At 34.1% G+C, this 20202-nt stretch carries 22 protein-coding genes and 1 pseudogene; 5 read left to right on the top strand and 18 right to left on the bottom strand.

From position 1 onward, the window contains the following. Positions 1-176 precede the first annotated feature (176 nt). The 6 genes from ACQKNC_RS03875 to ACQKNC_RS03850 form a co-directional block, all read right to left on the bottom strand. Positions 177-1103: an NAD-dependent epimerase/dehydratase family protein gene (locus ACQKNC_RS03875; RefSeq protein WP_427423562.1), complete on the bottom strand. Its 927-nt coding sequence runs from the start codon at positions 1101-1103 to the stop codon at positions 177-179. Between the two features lie 270 nt (positions 1104-1373). After that, positions 1374-1901: a YceI family protein gene (locus tag ACQKNC_RS03870; protein WP_427423561.1), complete on the bottom strand. Its 528-nt coding sequence runs from the start codon at positions 1899-1901 to the stop codon at positions 1374-1376. A 307-nt stretch (positions 1902-2208) separates the two neighbouring features. Further along, positions 2209-2778 carry a manganese efflux pump gene (locus ACQKNC_RS03865; RefSeq protein WP_427423560.1) on the bottom strand — a complete coding sequence of 190 codons (570 nt, stop codon included), beginning with the start codon at positions 2776-2778 and terminating at the stop codon, positions 2209-2211. Positions 2779-3007: 229 nt separating this feature from the next. Continuing rightward, positions 3008-4726, bottom strand: coding sequence for a methyl-accepting chemotaxis protein (locus tag ACQKNC_RS03860; protein WP_427423559.1), 1719 nt, complete (start codon positions 4724-4726; stop codon positions 3008-3010). Between the two features lie 133 nt (positions 4727-4859). After that, positions 4860-5861: an HD domain-containing phosphohydrolase gene (locus ACQKNC_RS03855; protein WP_427423558.1), complete on the bottom strand. Its 1002-nt coding sequence runs from the start codon at positions 5859-5861 to the stop codon at positions 4860-4862. Between the two features lie 68 nt (positions 5862-5929). Continuing rightward, on the bottom strand, positions 5930-7423 hold the full coding sequence (locus ACQKNC_RS03850) for a helix-turn-helix domain-containing protein (RefSeq protein ID WP_427423557.1): 1494 nt from the start codon (positions 7421-7423) through the stop codon (positions 5930-5932). Between the two features lie 936 nt (positions 7424-8359). Between ACQKNC_RS03850 and ACQKNC_RS03845 the strand changes: the two are divergent. Then, positions 8360-8766: pseudogene (locus ACQKNC_RS03845) on the top strand (glycine betaine ABC transporter substrate-binding protein); the annotation flags it as partial. Positions 8767-9024: 258 nt separating this feature from the next. Here ACQKNC_RS03845 and ACQKNC_RS03840 read toward each other — a convergent pair. The 5 genes from ACQKNC_RS03840 to ACQKNC_RS03820 all read right to left on the bottom strand — a co-directional run bounded on the left by ACQKNC_RS03840 (position 9025) and on the right by ACQKNC_RS03820 (position 14155). Continuing rightward, complete coding sequence (locus ACQKNC_RS03840) at positions 9025-9780, bottom strand: gamma-glutamyl-gamma-aminobutyrate hydrolase family protein (RefSeq protein WP_427423556.1); 756 nt, start codon at positions 9778-9780, stop codon at positions 9025-9027. A 31-nt stretch (positions 9781-9811) separates the two neighbouring features. Beyond that, on the bottom strand, positions 9812-11122 hold the full coding sequence (gene brnQ / locus ACQKNC_RS03835) for a branched-chain amino acid transport system II carrier protein (RefSeq protein ID WP_427423555.1): 1311 nt from the start codon (positions 11120-11122) through the stop codon (positions 9812-9814). Between the two features lie 50 nt (positions 11123-11172). Continuing rightward, complete coding sequence (locus tag ACQKNC_RS03830; RefSeq protein WP_427423554.1) at positions 11173-11784, bottom strand: GntR family transcriptional regulator; 612 nt, start codon at positions 11782-11784, stop codon at positions 11173-11175. Between the two features lie 843 nt (positions 11785-12627). Then, on the bottom strand, positions 12628-13245 hold the full coding sequence (locus ACQKNC_RS03825; RefSeq protein ID WP_427423553.1) for a thermonuclease family protein: 618 nt from the start codon (positions 13243-13245) through the stop codon (positions 12628-12630). A gap of 328 nt (positions 13246-13573) precedes the next feature. Continuing rightward, positions 13574-14155, bottom strand: coding sequence for a phosphatidylglycerophosphatase A family protein (locus ACQKNC_RS03820; RefSeq protein WP_427423552.1), 582 nt, complete (start codon positions 14153-14155; stop codon positions 13574-13576). Positions 14156-14267: 112 nt separating this feature from the next. On the opposite strand from ACQKNC_RS03820, the gene ACQKNC_RS03815 reads away from it, so the two are divergent. From ACQKNC_RS03815 to ACQKNC_RS03805, 3 genes are all read left to right on the top strand, one after another. After that, a complete protein-coding gene (locus ACQKNC_RS03815; RefSeq protein ID WP_427423551.1) occupies positions 14268-14987 on the top strand; it encodes an alpha/beta hydrolase in 720 nt (239 codons plus the stop codon). Between the two features lie 81 nt (positions 14988-15068). Further along, positions 15069-15584: a YjcG family protein gene (locus ACQKNC_RS03810; RefSeq protein ID WP_427423550.1), complete on the top strand. Its 516-nt coding sequence runs from the start codon at positions 15069-15071 to the stop codon at positions 15582-15584. A gap of 3 nt (positions 15585-15587) precedes the next feature. Then, positions 15588-16016, top strand: a complete 429-nt coding sequence (locus ACQKNC_RS03805) for a GNAT family N-acetyltransferase (RefSeq protein WP_427423549.1) — start codon at positions 15588-15590, stop codon at positions 16014-16016. Between the two features lie 140 nt (positions 16017-16156). On the opposite strand, the gene ACQKNC_RS03800 is transcribed toward ACQKNC_RS03805, so the two are convergent. From ACQKNC_RS03800 to ACQKNC_RS03775, 6 genes are all read right to left on the bottom strand, one after another. Continuing rightward, entirely contained in the window at positions 16157-16405 is a 249-nt protein-coding gene (locus tag ACQKNC_RS03800; RefSeq protein ID WP_337991518.1) for a stage VI sporulation protein F, read from the bottom strand. Between the two features lie 153 nt (positions 16406-16558). Continuing rightward, complete coding sequence (locus tag ACQKNC_RS03795; RefSeq protein WP_427423548.1) at positions 16559-16750, bottom strand: YjcZ family sporulation protein; 192 nt, start codon at positions 16748-16750, stop codon at positions 16559-16561. Between the two features lie 65 nt (positions 16751-16815). Further along, the gene (gene spoVAE, locus ACQKNC_RS03790; RefSeq protein WP_427423924.1) at positions 16816-17175 is read right to left on the bottom strand and encodes a stage V sporulation protein AE; all 360 of its coding nucleotides are present in this window, start codon (positions 17173-17175) and stop codon (positions 16816-16818) included. Positions 17176-17191: 16 nt separating this feature from the next. Beyond that, complete coding sequence (locus tag ACQKNC_RS03785) at positions 17192-18187, bottom strand: stage V sporulation protein AD (protein WP_427423547.1); 996 nt, start codon at positions 18185-18187, stop codon at positions 17192-17194. Next, positions 18181-18636 carry a stage V sporulation protein AC gene (gene spoVAC / locus ACQKNC_RS03780; RefSeq protein WP_427423546.1) on the bottom strand — a complete coding sequence of 152 codons (456 nt, stop codon included), beginning with the start codon at positions 18634-18636 and terminating at the stop codon, positions 18181-18183. The genes ACQKNC_RS03785 and spoVAC overlap by 7 nt, the downstream gene beginning before the upstream one ends. After that, a complete protein-coding gene (locus tag ACQKNC_RS03775) occupies positions 18636-19040 on the bottom strand; it encodes a YhcN/YlaJ family sporulation lipoprotein (RefSeq protein WP_427423545.1) in 405 nt (134 codons plus the stop codon). Before ACQKNC_RS03775 ends, spoVAC begins: the two co-directional genes overlap by 1 nt. 133 nt (positions 19041-19173) lie before the next feature. Between ACQKNC_RS03775 and ACQKNC_RS03770 the strand changes: the two genes are divergently transcribed. Next, a complete protein-coding gene (locus ACQKNC_RS03770) occupies positions 19174-19698 on the top strand; it encodes a CotY/CotZ family spore coat protein (protein WP_427423544.1) in 525 nt (174 codons plus the stop codon). Positions 19699-19762: 64 nt separating this feature from the next. On the opposite strand, the gene ACQKNC_RS03765 is transcribed toward ACQKNC_RS03770, so the two are convergent. Beyond that, entirely contained in the window at positions 19763-20164 is a 402-nt protein-coding gene (locus ACQKNC_RS03765) for a hypothetical protein (protein WP_427423543.1), read from the bottom strand. Between the last annotated feature and the right edge of the window lie 38 nt (positions 20165-20202).

The raw sequence follows: 20202 nt of genomic DNA, 5'->3' as shown, positions 1-20202 counted from the left end.
ATCTACATATTCTCACCTTAACGCGAAGTTGATTTCAGTTCCGACTGGGCACTTTCCTAGAGTCACTCCAAAAAATGAAATTGTTCCGATAAAATGAGGTTTTGTTACGATAATTCTTCAAAGTATTCATATAAAAATGAATAAATTCATCACATTGATATACTTTTACAATCCTCTCAAATTTCCACTATCTTTTCATTTTGTAATGCTTGTAATGTCCGCTCTATGCCTTCCGCAAAAGAAGTTTTTGGTCTCCATCCTATTGCCTTTGCCAACTTTTCATTATTTAAAAACGAATGCTCAATATCACCCTCTCTTGCAGGAGCATATTGAATTTCTAAAGGATGATTTAAATGCTGTAATAATAAAACGACTTGATGAATTGACCATGCCTCATTCGTTGATACATTATAAATGCCTTGTAATCTAGCATGTACTCCAGCATAAATAGCATCTGCAATGTCATCTACATATATGAAATCTCGTGTTTGTTCTCCATCTCCATAAATCGTAAAGGGCTTTCCATCAATACTGCTTTTTAGCATGCTAGGAATAACCGCCGCTTCCCCACGCATACATTGCCTAGGACCGAATACATTAGCAAATCTGTAAATTAATGTTGGTAAATGATAATCCTTTTGCCATTTTTCACAGTATGTCTCACCAATACTTTTGTTTAATCCATACATCGAAATCGGTTCACTAACATCGGTTTCTTCTAGTGGAGGATAGTGACTATCTCCATAAACAGCTGCTGACGAGGCAAAAACGAAATGTTTTACCTTATATTTTGACGATAAGAAGAGCATCTGACTTAGTCCTACAATATTCGTTAAAACATCCTTCACTGGCTCTTGCATTGATTTTTGGACACTCGTTTGCGCTGCACAATGGATGACCACATCAAATGATGTTTCTTTAAAGAGATGCTCACAAACTTCATCTTCTACATTCAAAAGATAAGATTTATGCTCAAAATCGACATTGCGTAAATGACCTGTACTTAAATTATCAATAATATAAACATTTGCACCCTCTTTAAAAAAACGCCTCGCCACTGCACTACCAATAAAACCATAGCCACCTGTCACTAATACATTCATCCCATCGCCCCCAAAAACAATATGATGTTTTATATGCTGTAATTACTAAAATTATGCAAGTAACTTATTTATTGTGTTATTTTTTGACAAAGTTTTTTATTCACATAAAAAAAATGTGCCCGATATGTATCGAGCACATTTTACAAAAATCAATTATGCCTCGGCATAATTGCGTCCGGAGGCTTTGGGCCAACGTGATGTTGGTCACTCAGTCATTGCCACAGGACGTGGCGTTATTAGACTGAGTTCCTCTATTTCAGCTGAAAGAAGTTAAGCTGGGTTTACTTCCAGTTCAACTGTAATTTTGATGTCTTTCCCAACTAGAACACCGCCAGTTTCCAATGCCGCATTCCAAGTTAAGCCAAAATCTTCACGATTGATTGATGTTGTAGATTCAAAGCCATAAACTTCTTGGCCCCATGGATTTGTACCTTTACCATTAAATTCAGTATCAAATGTTACTGATTTCGTTACGTCTTTAATTGTTAAATCACCTGTAAGCGCATATTCATCATCTGATTTTTTTGCAATGTTTGTTGACTTGAATGTGATTGTCGGATATTTTTCAGCATTGAAGAAATCTGCTGCTTTTAAGTGATTATCACGATCTTCACTACGTGTATTAATGCTAGCAGCATCAATTGTAAAGCTAATGTTTGCTGTTGTTAAATCTGCAAGATCTGCCGCTTCAATATCAGCTGAATAAGTATCGAATACACCTTTTACTTTTGATACCATCATGTGTTTTACTTGAAAGTTAATTGCTGAGTGTCCTAAATCGATGTTCCATTTTGTCATTATAAATTCCTCCAATTAAGTTGATTTTATCTCGATTTCGAGATATATTTTAAAATATGAAGTAACTACATTAAATATGTTCCCTAAGCTCAAAAGGGATAAATATTGTAGTTACTTCTTTCATACATCCTAGTAAAAAACAGTTACGAAAAGTAATTGATTACTTTATGTAACTTACTATATATTAATAATTTACTTACGTCAAGTTATTTCTTTAAAACTTTTTTCAATCGATAATCCCAAATTTTCCTTTCGAAGATTGTGTACGATAAAAGGTGGACTCTCTCGCTCTGAAATTTTGTAGTATTCAAGAAATTATTTCAATGATTCCTATAAGAATAAGTAACCACCCTGAAATAGCAGTTGAGTATCTTCCAATAAAAGTTTTTGTAAGTAAGACTCCAAAATGAACACCAGCACCTACTGTTATGAACGAAAAGACACCGATAGATATAACTGTCCAAATCGCAGAAATACCATTGGCCCCAAGTGCTATTCCTCCGGCTAAACAGTTGGCTGATAAGACGAAGCCGAGCGTCATTGCTTCTCGAATTGAAATGATATAATTTTTATCCTCATCAAATACTTCAGGATGTTCTAATATTCCTTGTTTAGAAAAGCGACTAGATAATAAAGTCCATATCCCAATTGCACAAAGCAAAAGACTTCCTATTAAGTTTGCGAAATCTGGAGAGACATAATTAATAACTACGCTTCCAGCTGTTACTGCAGCGTATGTGACGATCATTGAAATAAGGGCAATAACCGCATTGGATAATACGGGTATTTTTACTCGCTTAATACCATAGGCGAGACCAATTCCTAAATTATCTAAGTTGGCAGCTATCCCAATAAGTATGATGGCTATCCAATGCATTCCTTTCCTCCTCAATAACGTAAAATCCATTCTCACATATGATATGAAGGGAAAAAATTTTTGTTCATCGATGTTTTGAACGGATTTAATCGAGAAGAGATTGGGATTACCCTCGATTCAATGAACTTTTCACGTAAGGACTTGAGTTCCTCATACTTCAACGCATTTAACCCGCGGAAGACTTGAATGAAATGCATTTTTTCGTCTTTTATCCTCGGGTATATTTTTCCTATAATGTGAACTTATTTAACTCTTGAGAAACCTTTTCAGCAATATTTGCCGTTTCAACGGATGACTCTGCTACATGCTGTATTACTTGTAATGTTTCTGAAATACCCTTTGCTATATCATTTGACTGATCAGATGACTCTATAGCGACATTTGATACATTTTCAATCGCCTCTTGTATTTCCAGCATGGAATATTTCATTGTTTCTACAAATGCTGTCACATCAGTGATTAATACATTAAAATGCTGAGCATCCTCTTCATATTGAATTCCACTGTTTTGGAAAAGCTCATAATCAAGTGTTACTTTATTATCAATAAAGTTTAATAGCTCATGCGCATTGATAGACACATTCGTAAATGCTTCTTCTACTTCACTAGTAACAATTTGTATTTTTTGAACGGTTTCGGATGATTGTTCAGCTAATTTCCGTACTTCATCAGCTACAACAGCAAAACCTTTACCTTGCTCCCCTGCTCTTGCAGCCTCAATCGCTGCATTTAATGCTAACAAATTGGTTTGATCAGCAATATCTGCTATTGTTTCAGACATAACTTTTACTTCGGATACGATTTTTCCGGCTTGAATTGCTTCTAAAACTAGTTTTTGTTTTTCTTCATATAGATTACGAGCTGTACTATATGCTTGAATAGCTGTTTCTTTAATATCAACGGCCCTATTTTTTACTTCTTGTGAGAATTCAAGACTTTGTTCTGTCTTCTCATTTAATTTTTTTGTACTATCGAGCACCTCAATTGCAGTAGCGTTTAATTGCTCGGTTGTTGCACCTAGGGTAGTACTTCCCATAGCGACATCCTTTGAAGTTGTATCAATTTCATCCATTGAAGCAGTAATTTCTTCAATAGTTCCAGTTAAATCTTCACTTAAAGTACGCATTTGTGCCGAGGTGCTACTAACACTAGAAACAAGTTCCTGAATATGAGAAACAGAATTGTTCAACCCTACAGTAATTTCCCCAAGATCGTCAGGGTATATCACCTCAGCATGTCTTGTTAAATCGCCATTTTCAACTCCTAATACAACATCCTGAATATTGGAGATTGCCTTTTTGACATATCTACTTAATAAGATTAGAGCAGTTATACTAAATAATAGAGAAATAGTGATAATAATGATGTTTCTATACAATGTATTTTTATAAGTTACATAACTTTCATCGCTTTTTATATCAGCACTTTCGATATTTATGTGCTCTATTTGCTCCATAAGATCATCTCTTTGCTTCTCTTTTTCTAACAGCGGCTTTAGAAAAATATCAGCATCTTCTATTTCTGCACCTGAGATTACCTGTTGAACCATAGATTCTAATGTTTCTTCATAGTCTTTATCTACTTGTTTTAAAGTCTTAAGTAGTTTACTTTCTTCACTACTCATATTTGTTTTCTCTAATTTATTAAAATTAACAATACTATCTTCTTCCAAAGCTACTATTTCTTCATAATATTTAATTTTTTCATCAATATCATTTGAATTAAAAAAAATTTCAAACTTTAAATTAGTTATTTTTTGCTGATTAACGTAAATATTACTTAAAAAATATACTGATTTTAAATTGTCTTTATAAATATGCTGTGCTCTATTATTCATTTCATTAACGCCCAATATCCCTGTAAACCCTATCATTACAAGAGCTATCAAGATAATGGTATTAAATATTCTGAACTTCCCAACCAAAGATGCATTTTTGTAAAACTTCATTACCTCTCCACCTTAATACATTTTTTGAAAATTTATAATAAAATTGGTAATTACACTTAAAAGTCAATTATGCAGCTGTATAGGTAACAAACAATTTCACTATTACACATATTATTTACCTGAACACTCTGCTTTATTTTAGTATAATACTATTCTTTCCTACTACTTTTTCTATAAACACTTCTACTAAATTCGGGTCAAACTTAATACCCTTCTGTTCTTTTAAATAAGAAAGAGCTTCTTCTTTTGTCCAAGCTTTTTTATAAGCTCTATTACTAACTAAAGCGTCGTAAACATCAACTATAGATATTACTCTCGCTTCAAAAGGAATATCTTCTCCTTTTAATCCCATTGGATATCCTGTTCCATCCCAATTCTCATGATGATATTTAATAATATTTTCAGCTATTTTTGTATTATTAAAAACTTTATTGTCCATTTCATTAGTCAGTTTATTCAATACATCTACACCCATAAGAGGATGCATCTTCATAATTTTCTTTTCATAGACTGTTAATGGACCAGTTTTATACAGTATCGATTCTGGTATACCCGTTTTTCCAATGTCATGTAATACACTGAATTCTATAATTTTACTTACATAATCTAACGATAAATTATAGGTTCTATCTTCAAAGAGGATTAGCAAGAAATCCTCTGCTAACTTTTGCACATTTAAAAGATGTTCAGCTATATTTACATCACGCATTTCACTTGATAGAGCTAATAACTTAAATAGTTCTTTTTGATCTATCTTGTTCTGATTCACTTCTTCTATCAATAATTGTTCTGCTAAGCGTATTACTCCTACATAATAAACAATTCCTTTTATTTCAATAGGTGTAATCGTTATAAATGAATACCTTAGCTCTAATGATTTGTTGACATTAACCATTGTCCCAGACCATGGCTGTCCATTTCTTAATGTACGTTTTAACGATTTATACATAACAAATGGTGTTGCACTCGATTTTAAAGATTCTATTGATAATCCTATTAGAAATTCTCTTTTATAGCCGGTGATCGTTTCGTATTGTTGGTTTATATCAATAATGAATTGATTTTCATCAACGATGACAACAGCATCACCCAATTTTAAATAATATGTTAATTCCTTCGGTATATTTTTACACATTTAACCGACTCCTCATCAATTGTTTAATTCATTAGCAAAACTCATCCCCAAAATATCGACTTATTTCTTTAAACTTCACTTAATAAAGTTTTCAATAGTAGCTTATTTGGCTGTTGATACTTAATAAAATAAATTTCCTGTAGTTTTTTTGATAACCTTTCATAATCGCTTCTTTGAGGAACTGTATTCCATACAAATGTATCTTCTAAATCTTTGTTAATATTCAAGTATAAGCGATCCGTTATAATTAGTTCCGCCTCTTTATCTTCAGAACATAACTCAACATGGATAAAAAGACGTTTTATTTGACTGAATAGATATGGAACATCATTTATCATTGAAAATATTTTTATTTTAATCGTATCTCTATTTACAAAATCAATTGTTTGTTTTAGTAATTTATGATATCGGCCAATTAATATTTCTCTTCGTTTAAATACGGTGTCGAAAGCCTTATTTTCCAATAGCCGATCATAAAACTGATTCATGATTTCTATTTGAGCAGTTTCATGCATGTTTAATCGCTTTTTATAAAGATCTTCTTTAAATAAATTAGCTGGACCAGAAAAGGTTAAAATAAAATAATGAAGATGCAGTAAGTTTACAAAGAGTGCCCCATATTCTTCTACATCTAAAGTAACTGAAAAATGCTCCATGAATACTTCCATCCAGTATATAGTTGTTTGTACAAATAACTCCTGATTATGATGTTGTGCAAAGTTCATCAATAAACTTACTGCATTATCTTTCTTCAGATAATGACGCATACAGCTAATGATGGAGAATGTAAACATTGTTTCTAGTTCGATTTCTTCGTCTGATAAATCAGTAATTTTTTTAAATATATACCTAATTCTTCCTGATAATTGCTCATAGTTATGATGATGTTTCGTAAAGTTAGCGTACATAGGATGATATTCGATTAAGCAACCTAATTTTGCACGTGTTAAGCAAATAGCCAGCCAATATAAAAGTTGTTCGGAATAGGCTATGTCTACTTCCTCCATTAATTCTAGTATTTCTTCTCTAGAAACTTGAGTAAATGGCCATTCCTCTCCCCAACATGAATTCCAGTAGAACAAGAAATAAAAATAACGAAATTGCTTTTCTGTCCCGTCAAGACTGACTTCCGCATAAGATGTATACTTTAAGTGAAATTGATCTAACAAAGGCTTAACTTTTTTTATTCGTCGATATACGGATGCAGGGCTAGTAAAATTATCCAAAACAAACATGTTAATATCAAAAAATTTATTGTAAAACATCTCATCAAAAGCTTTATATGTTAATGAGTTTTGTAAATAATATCTTTCTATAGTCTTCATAGAAAAATTATCTTTATAAATTAATTGAAAATACTTAAGCTCTTCTTTTTGGATAACAGCAGATTCGGTAATAAATTCTAAATCAATTGCTATCTCATTTACTATTTTCAAAATTGTTCTTTCAGACAAATCCATCATTTGAGATAACTCTAAACTTGAATATAGCCTCTGTTCTTCATAAATATGATGTAGAATTCCTACTTTTTGTAAAGATGAACGATCCAAAAAATTATACATAAAAACACCTCAATGTCTTCCACCGGTAAACCCCAGCTGTGTCGTACTAACAGTTTGAATTAGATAAGCTTATATAACTCTTATCATCAATACATTCTCTTCCCCGCTTTTTATGACACTAAACATTAAAAAACAATATTCTTGATACTTTATAACTACTACAGTTAATAAATATTGCTAATAATACAGATAAAACAACTATGTTACTTCCACTGAATACTCTTTTAAACAACAAATGTAACTTATTTTCATCAAATTTACTCATTTTGAGAAACTGTGAATAAATCCTCTTGTATTCAAGGATATTTACACTATATCAGGCATTTTAAAACAAGCAAAATCACTTTTTGTTCGTTTTCGCGCAAAACTTGATAATCCTATAAATCCATTCAAAACATATATCTTTTGGGGATTTTTAATTCTAGTTTTTCATCTTCATCATCAGAATTTCTATCGTGATAGGTTATTTCCCAACGTTACAGGTTGTCATCCTTCTTTCTTATCTAAAAAAAAGAGATGTATCAAATTACGATACATCTTCCTTCATAGTAAGACTTATAAACCAAGTGCTCTATACATGAACGCTGTAAATTGTGCACGTGTTAAGTTTTCATTTGATTCACCCCGATATCCGACAATGGCAACACCGCCATTTAATCACCTTCACTAACACTGTTTGCGTAAGCAGATATATTACTAAATGATAGTTGAGAAGATATCAAAAGTATGACAATCATCAATAATAAGCTTACTTTTTTCATTATCTATAACATCCCCTTTCCTTAACTTATATACTCATATTTTTTGAAATTGGCACTATGGTATTATCTAAAAAATTTATAAAATCAAAACTTGTTAGTTTTGAAGCAAAATTTGATAATCTTTTTTCTTGCAATTTTGAGTTTCTTCAAAATCAGCTTCGTTTTGTACGTTTACACTGAAAATGCTTATAAAGCATATAGTAACCTTGAAGGCTGGAATGTAGTTACTTCATCTGCAGGCGCAATGACAGCAGCCCTTACTCAAGCCATTGCCAAAAATGAAGAAATCATAGTGACGGGTTGGTCTCTACACTGGAAATTTAACGCCTTTGATTTAAAATATTTAGACGATCCTAAAGGTATATACGGAGCAGAAGAATATATTGGTACATTTGCACGGAAAGGATTGAAAGAAGATAATCCGGGAGCGTATAGTGTTCTTAAAAACTTCCACTGGACTCCGGAGGATATTGAAAGTGTTATATTTGATATTATGAAAGGCAGTGATCCTAAAGAGGCAGCAAAAAAAGGATTAAAGACAATGAAGATAAAGTTTCAGAGTGGACAGAAGATGTAACATAATGCGAATGATGAACTTTGATATATGAATTTCAGACCCTACATAAAGTATCGTATACATGCTCAGCAAAAAGTTGGAGTACACTAGCGATACACATAATTATCGAAAAAGCTCCATTCACTGAGCAATCAGTAAATGGAGCTTTTTATATTACTATCTCCGGATGGAAATGACCCTCTTAAGTATATTTTACTCTGATAAATCCTACAGCCATAAGCATTTAATCCGATTTTCATCATCTAGCAAATGTACATTAACAATTAATTAAGGGAGCACTCCTTAATAAAACTCTCAAAAAAGACAGAGTGATTTACTTTGTTTCTCTGCATCATCTCAGGGTGCCATTGAACACCAACAATAAATCTCTCACCTTGAATTTCAATAGCCTCAATGACACCATCATCGGCTTTTGCAGCTACTACTAAATTTTCCCCTAAATCTTTAACTGCTTGATGATGGAAACTATTGATTCCTATACTTTTACTTCCGAAAATTTTTGCAAGTCTACTGTTTGTCTCAATATTTGCTATTTGAGAAATATTTTCGATAGGGTATGACGATAAGAAGTGCTCATTCTTAGTAACATCATCTTTAGCAAGATCTTGATGTAATGTGCCACCAAGAGCCACGTTCAGCATTTGACAACCTCTGCAAATCCCTAATATCGGAATTTGATAGTTCTCCAATGCAGATTTGATTAGTGCCAAATCTACATTGTCCCTTTTCACAGAGACTTCTCCAACTGCACTTGAAGGCATTTCGTTATAACAAAGTGGACTCACATCATTTCCGCCAGTAAAAATAATTCCATCTAGCTTTCCAAGAATCGGAAGGATTGTTTCTGGATTTTCAACAACTGGCAAAATCACTGGAATCCCTCCAGCTTTCTCAATTGCTTGAATGTAGTCGTCTGCAAGAAGTTGCCATTCTTGGCTTGGTGCACCAAGGTGAGACACAACTCCAATCTGTCCATTTGGACTAAAGCTACAAGAAATTCCGATAATAGGTTTTTTCATAAAACTTCCTTCTTTCAATTTGATATGTAAATTATGCTACGATAATATCGCTAGGCTTTTTAATGAATATTTTGTAAATGATAGTTCCCGCAATAAATCCTACGATCGCTGGTATCAACCATGTGAAACCTTGAGAACTGAATGGTATGTTTGCCACAAATGAGTTAAAGGCATCTGATTTAATACCCATTGCATTGAATGCATCATTTAAACTAAAGATGAATGTAAAACATGCTGTTCCAATATAAGACCCTCTATTTGGTATATACTTTCTACACAATCCTAAAATAACGAGTATAATCGAAATTGGGTACAGAGCAAGGAAGATAGGTGCAGCCGCTGAAATAAGTGCATCCACTTTAACATTTGCAAAAATTGCACTTATTATTGTATTAATAGCCACCCAAACAGTATAAGGAATTTTATTCTTTGTTAGGTCTGTCAAGAAGTCACTAGTTGCACTTGTTAATCCGATTGCTGTAACCACGCAAGCTAGTAAAACACATAGTGCAAGTAGTGTCAGGCCACCTTGCCCCATCAATTTTTTCATCAACTCTACTAACAAACTAGTTCTTTCAATATTATTGTTTGAAATTACTTGGCTACCGGATGCTCCAAGGTAGAGCAATCCACCATAAATTACGAAAAGCCCAAGACCAGCAATGGCAGAAACATAAATTGTAACTTTCTTTAATTCTTTTCCAGCGTATCCTTTGGCACGGATTGCTGCGATGATAATATTTGAAACGAGCAACCCAGTCAATACATCAGCTGTTTGATAGGATTGAACAAAGGCGTTCAAAAATGGTTGCGATAAATTTGTTGAAATTGGATTCCCAATAGGAGAAAAAATGGCAACAGCAACGATAACTAGCAGCAATCCAAATTTAAAAGGTGTGAAGAATTTTCCAATTGTATCAATAACCTTTGCTTTGTTAGCAGAGACTAAAAACACAATAGCAAAGAAAATGATGCTGAACAAGACTGTAGAAAAATTAGGAAAAAACGGTTGAATAGCAACTTCATAACTAGTTCCAGCAGTTCGCGGAACATTGATGAAAGTTCCAATGACTATCATGATGAGTGTACAAAACACTTTATAAAACCAAGGTGCTATCGGCTTAGTTAAGTCAGCGAATGTTCCTCCGCTGTTTGATACAGCTACAATTCCTAATACCGGTAAAATTACACCTGTAAGTGTCATACCAAGTAACGCCGGTACCCATTCTGTTCCCGATGTAAAACCAATAAAGGGTGGGAAAATAAGATTTCCTGCTCCAAAAAATATTGCAAATGTGGCAAATCCAATAATAATACTGTCCATTAAAGTTTTATTCTTCATAATTCCCTCCTAGGTTGCTCATTTTAATGAAAACCCCCACTATTTAAAATCTATCCATTTATAATATGTGTTTCTAACTCTTTAATCGCTTGTCTAATGTCTTTAGATTTAATTGCCTCAATTATTTGTTCATGTTCCTTTATATATCTAGAAATTGGATATTCTTTTCTGCGAAAATAATACGGGTTACTAAATAATCTTTCTCGAATATTAGTAAGTGTTTGAATAAATAAGGAGTTTCCATAAACTTCAGTAAGTTGAAGATGAAAGGCAGAGTCCAATTTCAAAAATTGAAATATATCATTGTGTTCTACACACTTTTTCTGTTCTTGAATGATTTCCTCAAGTATCTCCATTTGTTCCTCAGTCACCAATTCAACTATTTTTGGAATGACAAAAGTTTCTAACGCCAATCGCAGTTCATACATTTCTTCTAGTTCATGAACATTCAGTCCTAAAATTTGAATGCCATGGTTTGAAATAATTTTTACAAACCCTTCATTTTGTAACCTTTGTAAAGCAGTCATTATCGGTGTTCTACTTATTCCAAGTTCAGCCGCTAACTGATTTTGGGAAGTGAAACCGCTTTCTAAAAAGTCCCCTCTAATAATTTTGTTTTTAATTTCATGATACGCTGTTTCTTGAAGTGTTGTTCCTTTCAAAGAAAATCCCTCCCTAACTTACATTCAACTTACATGTCAGTTGAATGTAAGTTGATTTTTATAGTACTCTGAATATTAGGAAATGTAAATGTTTTTTTAATGGGAATACTATCCAACTAGTAGAAGATTTTAAGCAAATTTGAGGAATATAATTGTCTTTTGAATATAAACGGTTTCTGGAAGGTACTTCAGAATCTTATTAAAGTGATAATTCAAATACTATCCAAGGAAGGAATAGTATATGAAAATATAGCTGTATTAGTTAATATTTTTACCAAAATTATGCTAGAAATAAGAATTGGAAATTAAGTGATTTTAAAAATCGTTCTAAATCTCTTGAGGAACTAATTAAAGATACAGTTCGGGAGACGTGAGCCACGTGTGAATAGAGACAGGCATCAGTTCAGTATTTTTAAAAGTAGAGCAAAGCTTTTATTAAGTATTGTCTTTTACTATTTCTGAAGAAACTTATTTTCATGGTTGTTACATATATTCAATTGTAATAACAGTTACAATGGCAAACATGACAGCAGGCATAGCTAGCAAAATTTTAATTGTATTCATGTGCTAAACGAATTAACTCAATTCCTAATCCAATTAGTGCAAAAAAAGCGATTTTATTAAAACTTGATTTACCTATTCGATTACTATTACTTACAAGAAGTTTAACACCTGGAGCAAATTCAAACTTATTAATGCTTTTTACTATAAAATCATAGATAAATAAATTAATGATTTTCATAGCTTTACTTTATTTACTACTATAAATTTTGAATAAAGAAAGGACCGCCCTCAAAAGGCATTTTTCATTGCCTTCTGGGACCGTCCCTTGATTGATAACCTTTATTTTAATACTTCCGGATGGAAACCATCTTTTTGGAAGTAATTTTGGTGTGACCAAATATTTAATTTTGCTTTTTCTGCATCTTGTTGGATGTCTCTAAATTCATCCTCAAACGTATTGTTTGGCTTATGGATAAAGCGCACTGCTGCAAGTCCTTCTTTTAATAATGATTCCTGCAACATTACATCATCAATAAAGACATAGGCTAATAAGCGATCATAGTTATCTGTTTCTGGTCCAACATCGTAAACCGCTTCAATCTTTTTGGCGTGTTCTAACAATTTAATCGTATAATCTCTCGCCTCTTTAGCATAAGGCTGTGCTTCACCTTTGTTATAATTCATTTCAGGTGTATCTACCATCAATAGGCGAATTTTTTGTTTCTTGCCATTTATTGTCGCCTGAATTGTATCACCATCATAGGCTTTAATATAATCTACATCAAAGCGTTTATTTCCTGTTTTTCCTTCAACCTGTTCAATAGAAATAGTACCATGCTGGTTAGTCGATGTTGCATCCTTTTCTTGGGCTGGTGATCTGCCAAAAATCATATACAATGCAACAGCAAGAATGATTGTACCACTCGTAATTAACGTTTTTATATCTTGCATTTTCATGTAGTAGGTCCCTCACAACTATTCATCTTTATTACACTTTAAGGAAGCTTCTAAAAGAATCCTTAGCTCATCAAAAGCCCTTTAAAGTTTCACGATGTTTCTATTGTAAAATATCAGGCTACCACATTCAAGCTATGTAGATGCAAAAGCACTCCAATGATTTTGAGATACTTCAACGAGCTGACTATTTTCTCTCATGTGTATTTGTATGTCCTTATTTTCTGCATCCATATAGTGTGTGAGTATACAAAACGATTGGATAAACATACTAATAAAAACAGAGCCTCCTCATATTATTGAGAAGGCTCTGTTATATATTAATACTATGTTAAATCTCATTATGTGATTTTGTTTTTGGCCCTAGCTCTTCTGGCTCGATATCAGCAAATGTCTCGCCCTCTTCTTCCAAGTCACGCATACGATGTGCAATACGTGACGCGGCAGAAGCAGCGATACTGCCAACTAAATCATCTAAAAACGTATTTACATGATGGCCAGGTTCTGTATCCAACTTCTTAATAATACCGATTTTTTGCTTATCTAAATGTCCGAAAGTTGTTACCGCTATGCTACCATATGTAAAAACAGATCCAAGTGCGATTGTTTCATCCACACCAAATAAACCCTCATCGGATTCTATTATTTGCTGTAATGGTGCCGATAATAACTTTTTCTCTGCAAGTTCATCTAATTCTATTCCTACTAATAAAGCATGTTGAACTTCACGCTTACGTAATACACGCTCGACAGAATGAACACAGTGGTCTAATGTTAAACCTTCATTATAGGATTTTTGCATTTCATAAACGATTTTAGCAATATCCTCTAGCGATACACCACGACGAATGAGTGCAGCTTGGGCTGCCTTCGCTACTTCATCAGAGTGTATGCGAATACTTTTATCATGCATAACTAACCCTCATTTCGATTTTATTGCTAGAATAGTGCTAGCCCAACCTATTATACCTTTACTTTAGCTATATGGTACAATTTTGTTACAAACATGAGAAGGAGTGTCATCATTGGATAAGGGAACTGTACAGGATTTAAAGTTCTATAGTGAAGCATTACAGGAGGAATTACAGCTCTATATTTATGTTCCTGCGAATTATTCTCCACTATATAAATATAATATTTTAATTGCATCAGATGGCAAAGATTATTTCCAGCTTGGGGGTATTACCAAACTTGCTGATGAACTTATTGATGACTATGAAATCGAAAATTTAATCATTGCATTCGTTCCTTATAAGGACATTAAGGATCGACGTCATAAATATATTCCAAGTGGAGAGCAACATGAAGCATACCTTCGTTTTTTAGCACACGAGCTTGTGCCATATTTAGACGCTGAATATGCAACATATCAAATGGGAATGGGTCGTGGAGTTATTGGTGATTCAATGGCTGCAACCGCTTCTTTAATGGCCGCATTAAAATACCCAAGTATTTTTGGCAAGGTTATTTTACAATCACCGTATGTTGACGAAGATGTTCTGCAAGCTGTAGAGAATTTTAAAGATCCAGGTGCAATCTCTATTTACCATATTGTTGGGAAAGAGGAAGATAAAGTTGTCACAATGGATAAAACAGTTAAAGATTTTTTAACACCAAATCGTCAACTGCATAATCTCATGTTAAACAAAGGATTTTCTACATTTTATGAAGAATTTGATGGCAATCATACATGGAAATATTGGAAACCTGATTTACGTCGTGCATTAATTGAAAATTTCAATTAATATAGACGATTCAAATTACGAAATCGAAATTTTCTGTTATACTTAAATAAAAAATTGTTTATTTTCGGGAGGTAATGGCCTATGAAATACGGTATTGTGGCATTTCCATCAAAAAAATTGCAAGATTTAGCGAATACTTATCGCAAACGTTACGATCCTCATTATGCGAAAATTACTCCGCACATAACATTAAAAGACAGCTTCGATGCAACGGAAGAAGATATTCAATCTATCGTAAAGCAATTAGATGAACTTGCTGCCAAATATGCACCTTTAAACATTCATGCATTACGCATAAGTTCATTTTTCCCTACAACAAATGCGATTTATTTCCGCATTGAATCAACTGAACAATTAACAGCAATCCACCAAGCTCTAGAAGAAAAAGTGCCTTTTGGTGAGACAAAACATGTATTTGTACCACATATTACGATTGCTCAAAAAATGACAGATTCCGAGCACGATGACATCTTTGGGCAATTACGTATGACAGGCGTTGACGAAAAAGATACAATTGATCGCATTCATCTTTTATACCAATTAGAAGACGGCTCGTGGACAACGTATGAAACTTTCCGATTGACTGGAGCTGAGTAATCTTTGTATAAAGTTAAGATTGTTGAAACAACAAAAGAACATGAGGATGCGTTTGCAGTCCGCAAACAAGTTTTTGTTGAAGAGCAAGGTGTGCCTCTTCATCTTGAATGTGATGCTGAGGATGCATCCGCAACACATTTCATTATGTACGAAGGCAACGATCCTGTGGGTGCTGCACGTTTACGTAGCATCGAGGACGATGCTGTAAAAATTGAACGTGTCTGTATTTTACAAGATCAGCGAGGTAAAAAACTAGGTGCTTTAATTATGAAAGAAATGGAAAATCACTCCATTTCAATAAATAAGAAAAAACTTAAACTCAATGCACAAAGCTATGCTATTCCCTTTTATGAAAAGCTTGGCTATACGGCCACATCTCCTGAATTTATGGATGCTGGTATCCCACATCGTGCTATGGAAAAAAAGATCTAAGAAATAGGTGTTACGAAAATGCTGATGCATATCGTAACACCCTTTTTATTTCTCTACAATGCTTTAAAGGTTGATTTGTAAATGAAAATCCATTTAACCAACCTTGTAGATATATTGCTTTGAATAGTAGATACATCATGTTATTTCATCATTTTAGTAATTTTATCTAAATCTAGTGAACTACCATCTTGAATAATAGATTGTACTAACTGATCTTCAAGCTCTTGCGTAATTTGTCTCTTGGACATTTTACTTACGCGCCGTACGATTTTTCTTACTTGTTTTTCATTTGTAAAATCAGCATGTTGAATTTCATTTGCTAATGCGAAAATTTCATCCATCGATACTCCAGTTTTTTGTTCAATTGAATTAAAAAATCCGCGATTCATGTTCCCCCTCCTATCAGTTAAAATTTAAATTTATTTTCACTGTTGTTTCATTCAAGAAACATTTGACAACTAGTGAAGGCTTTAAACTTTATTCAGATAATGGAGCACTCTGAAGAAAAGCTAAAGCCTCTATCTACTGTCACATTAATCAAATTATATGCAAGCAGCACCAACAATGATCAGAAGAATGAATAGGACAACAATTAAGACAAAAGTTGAACTATGACCATGTCCGTAGCCATAGTAACCGCCATGGTGACCACCGTAGTAACCGCCATAGTCTCCTCCATAACAACAATCAGCATGCCCTCCATACGAATGAGCACCCCAGCCTTGATATCCCATAAAAATACCCCTCCCTTCTACAACCTATAATATGTTTCGGTTGTAAAAATGGGTGGGGTATTCGTCTAATCAACATTTCCTTTTGGTTTAAATATTAATGCTCCTATAAAGCCAAAAACAATGGCAGCACTGATTCCAGAGCTTGTCACCTCAAACATCCCGGTTAATACACCTACAAGCCCATGTTTTTCCGCTTCAACAATTGCACCATGCGTTAAAGAATTTCCAAAAGATGTAATTGGAACAGTTGCACCAGCACCAGCAAAATTAATAAGTGGTTCATACAAACCCATTCCGGAAAGAATGGCACCAGCTACGACTAGAGTACTCAATGTATGTCCAGGTGTTAGTTTACCAAAATCCATTAATAATTGACCTATGGCGCAAATAATTCCTCCTACAAAAAAAGCAAATACAAATGTCATAACCATAGATCTTGCCTCATTTCATTGTAATTTCAATCGCATGTGCCGTACATGGAATTGTCTCGCCTTGTTGAAATGTAAGCGGAGACAGTAATGCTCCTGTCGCCACAAGCAGTACTCGTTTATAGGTACCTGCTCGCATCTGTTGGATTACATAACTAAAAAAAACAGCTGCCGAGCAACCTGCACCACTCGCACCGGATTGGAATGTTTCATCCTGTCCATAAAACTCTGCACCTGCATCACGTAAAGGTTTTAACTCCTCACTCTTTATGCCACTTTCAACAAACATTCCTTTTAGCAGTTTTAAGCCAAGTTGACCTAAATCACCTGTTAAAATTAAATCATAGTGGTAAATTTTTTGATTACGCTGCTCTAAATGTGATTGAATCGTCTGAAAAGCTGCTGGTGCCATCGCTGCGCCCATGTGAAAGGGATCATCCATACCATAATCAACAGATTTTCCAACAGTTGCTGCTTCAATAGAAGGATATTCCTCTTGATGTTTACCAATAAGAGCATATCCAGCAGCCGTTACCGTCCATTGAGCAGTTTGGGGCTTTTGTGAGCCATAATTGATTGGATAGCGGAATTGTCGCTCAACCGCATTGTGCTGACTAGAAGCACCAGCTAGCGATAACTCGGAGGCACCTACTTCTGTTAATAGGCTCGCAACAATTACTGAAGATATAGAGGTGGCACATGCTGAGAATAATCCGATAAAAGGAATGTCTAAGTCTCTTGCCGCAAAATTGGTTGGTGTCATTTGATTAACTAAATCGCCACCCATAAAGTAATCAATGGCAGTATTTTTCACACCCGCTTTTTTCATGGCAAATTCACAGGCCTCTTGCACCATTTTTCGATGACCTTGTTCATTTGTTTTCATTTGCCAACGTTCATCATCGTAATTCGTATCAAAATATTGACTAAATACACTACGTTTCTCTAGTGGGCCAGCTACCACACCACCTGCTATTATGGAAGGCTTCGATTGAAAGACAATTACCATGAAACCACTCCTATCGTCACAAGAATGAATTTAATAAGTGCAATAAAAAAGGCGGAGACAACACCAAATAATACAACTGACCCAGCTAATTTAAATAAATTTCCACCGACACCAAGTACTAATCCTTCAGATCTATGCTCAATGGCAGCAGAAATAACAGCATTACCAAACCCTGTAACAGGCACAGCCGATCCAGCTCCAGCAAACTGACCAATTTTCTTATATAAGCCAAAACCCGTTAAAATCATGGCGAAAAATATCATTGTTGAAACTGTTGGATTTCCGGCTGTTGCTTCGGTAAAATCAAAGAAAATTATATAAAAAAGCGATACTGCCTGCCCGATTAAACAAATAAGTCCACCTACTAGAAATGCCTTTGCAACATTCTTGAAATAGGGCGGTTTCGGCGTGACATTTTGTTCTAACTGTTGATATTGTTCTTTTTCCATTACGTTTCCTCCTTTGCAAGCTTTTTCAATTTCTTAATTTTATCTTTCAGTTTATTATCTTCAACTTGATCCTTTTTTATTTTATTGGCTTCATAATAAATTTTATAATCAGTCGAGACAAAAACATCTTTGTTTGGATATTTTTCATCAAATTTCTTTTGCAACTTTTTCTCTAATTTAGCTTTTTTCCACTTATCCCATGGTTTAATTTGCACCGCTACAAGCATACTATTGTCATATTGTATAACCGTTGTTTTGTCTACAAAGTCCTGTTCTTTTAAAATGGCTTCAACTTCTTTTTCATTTTCCGGTGAACCATAGACAATAAATTTTTCTTTTTCACCACAACCACTTAAAAGCGTTAAACTGACTAATAGAGGTAACATCATTCCTGATAGCTTCAAGTTTTCCCCTCCTTTTCTTTAAAGTTTCTCCATACATAAAAAAACTATTCATTTGACTATGTATACGAAAGCCCGAGTCCATTTTTCATAAGCACATATTGTAGAAGTAGTAACAAGGAAAGGAGGTGACGATATGGGTTGTGGCAAGCCAACAAATCCTATTGAACCAATCCATTCAGCAGGCTGCGTTTGTGACGTAGTACGCGCTATTTTAGACATTCAGAATCAAGCGGTGAGAGAAGAATGTCAACCATGTACAGCTAACTGTTTCTTAGAACCACTTGGAGGCATTGTAAGTCCTGCACGCTCTCATGCAGATACACGTGTATTCATGTTAATTACAAAAGACGGTACTCCTTTTAAAGCATTTTTCAGTTCCCCAACAGCAGATCCATGTATTTGTACATCAGTATTTTTCCGTGTAGAAGATATGTTTGATGAATGCTGCGCTACTTTGCGTGTTTTAGAGCCTTTATGTTCATTTGACTCCAGCGAAAGTACTGTAGATCTATTAAGTCGAGATGGCTGTTGTGTCAACATGAAAAAAATATGTAAAGTAGATGATTGGAATTCAACTGAGAGCTGTATCACTGTAGATTTATCATGCTTCTGCGCTGTACAATGTATTGCTGATGTTGACTTAGGGATTTGTGAATAGTCTTTTCTCCTTTGACACACTACACATAAAAAAAGTGTACAGCATCCTCTGCTGTACACTTTTTTCATAAGGTAGGTAATTGTTTACCTCGCCATAATACTTGTTCTATGTCCTCAAAATATATAATCTCTTGTGTCTTCAATTCGAAAGAAGTAAGCATCAAAGAATCGGTCTGTACATCAGATGCACTACCGCGTAATCTTCTACCATCCTTTAAACATATAACTAACGGTTGATAGGCTTTTTGTCGAAACGGCTTTTCTAAAAATTGAAGTTGCTTTAGTAAATACGGATCTATTTGTATTTCTTCAACCACTTTTTCTTTTTCTTCAATAGTTTGTTCATTGAAATTGCCGTCCTTTATATACACTGACGTACTTTCTTCCAGATCAAGTTCATGTAGCACCTTAGAAATATTTAGAAAATATGATGGTGATTTTATAAACAAGCGTGGCTCTCGACCCACATTACTCACTTCCCTTTTTTCATACAATATGCAAAAGG

The sequence above is a fragment of the Lysinibacillus sp. NPDC094177 genome (assembly GCF_050279145.1).
Taxonomy (GTDB): Bacteria; Bacillota; Bacilli; order Bacillales_A; family Planococcaceae; genus Lysinibacillus.
The sequence above is the reverse complement of the archived record's forward strand: the minus strand, read 5'-3'. Positions and strand labels throughout refer to the sequence as shown.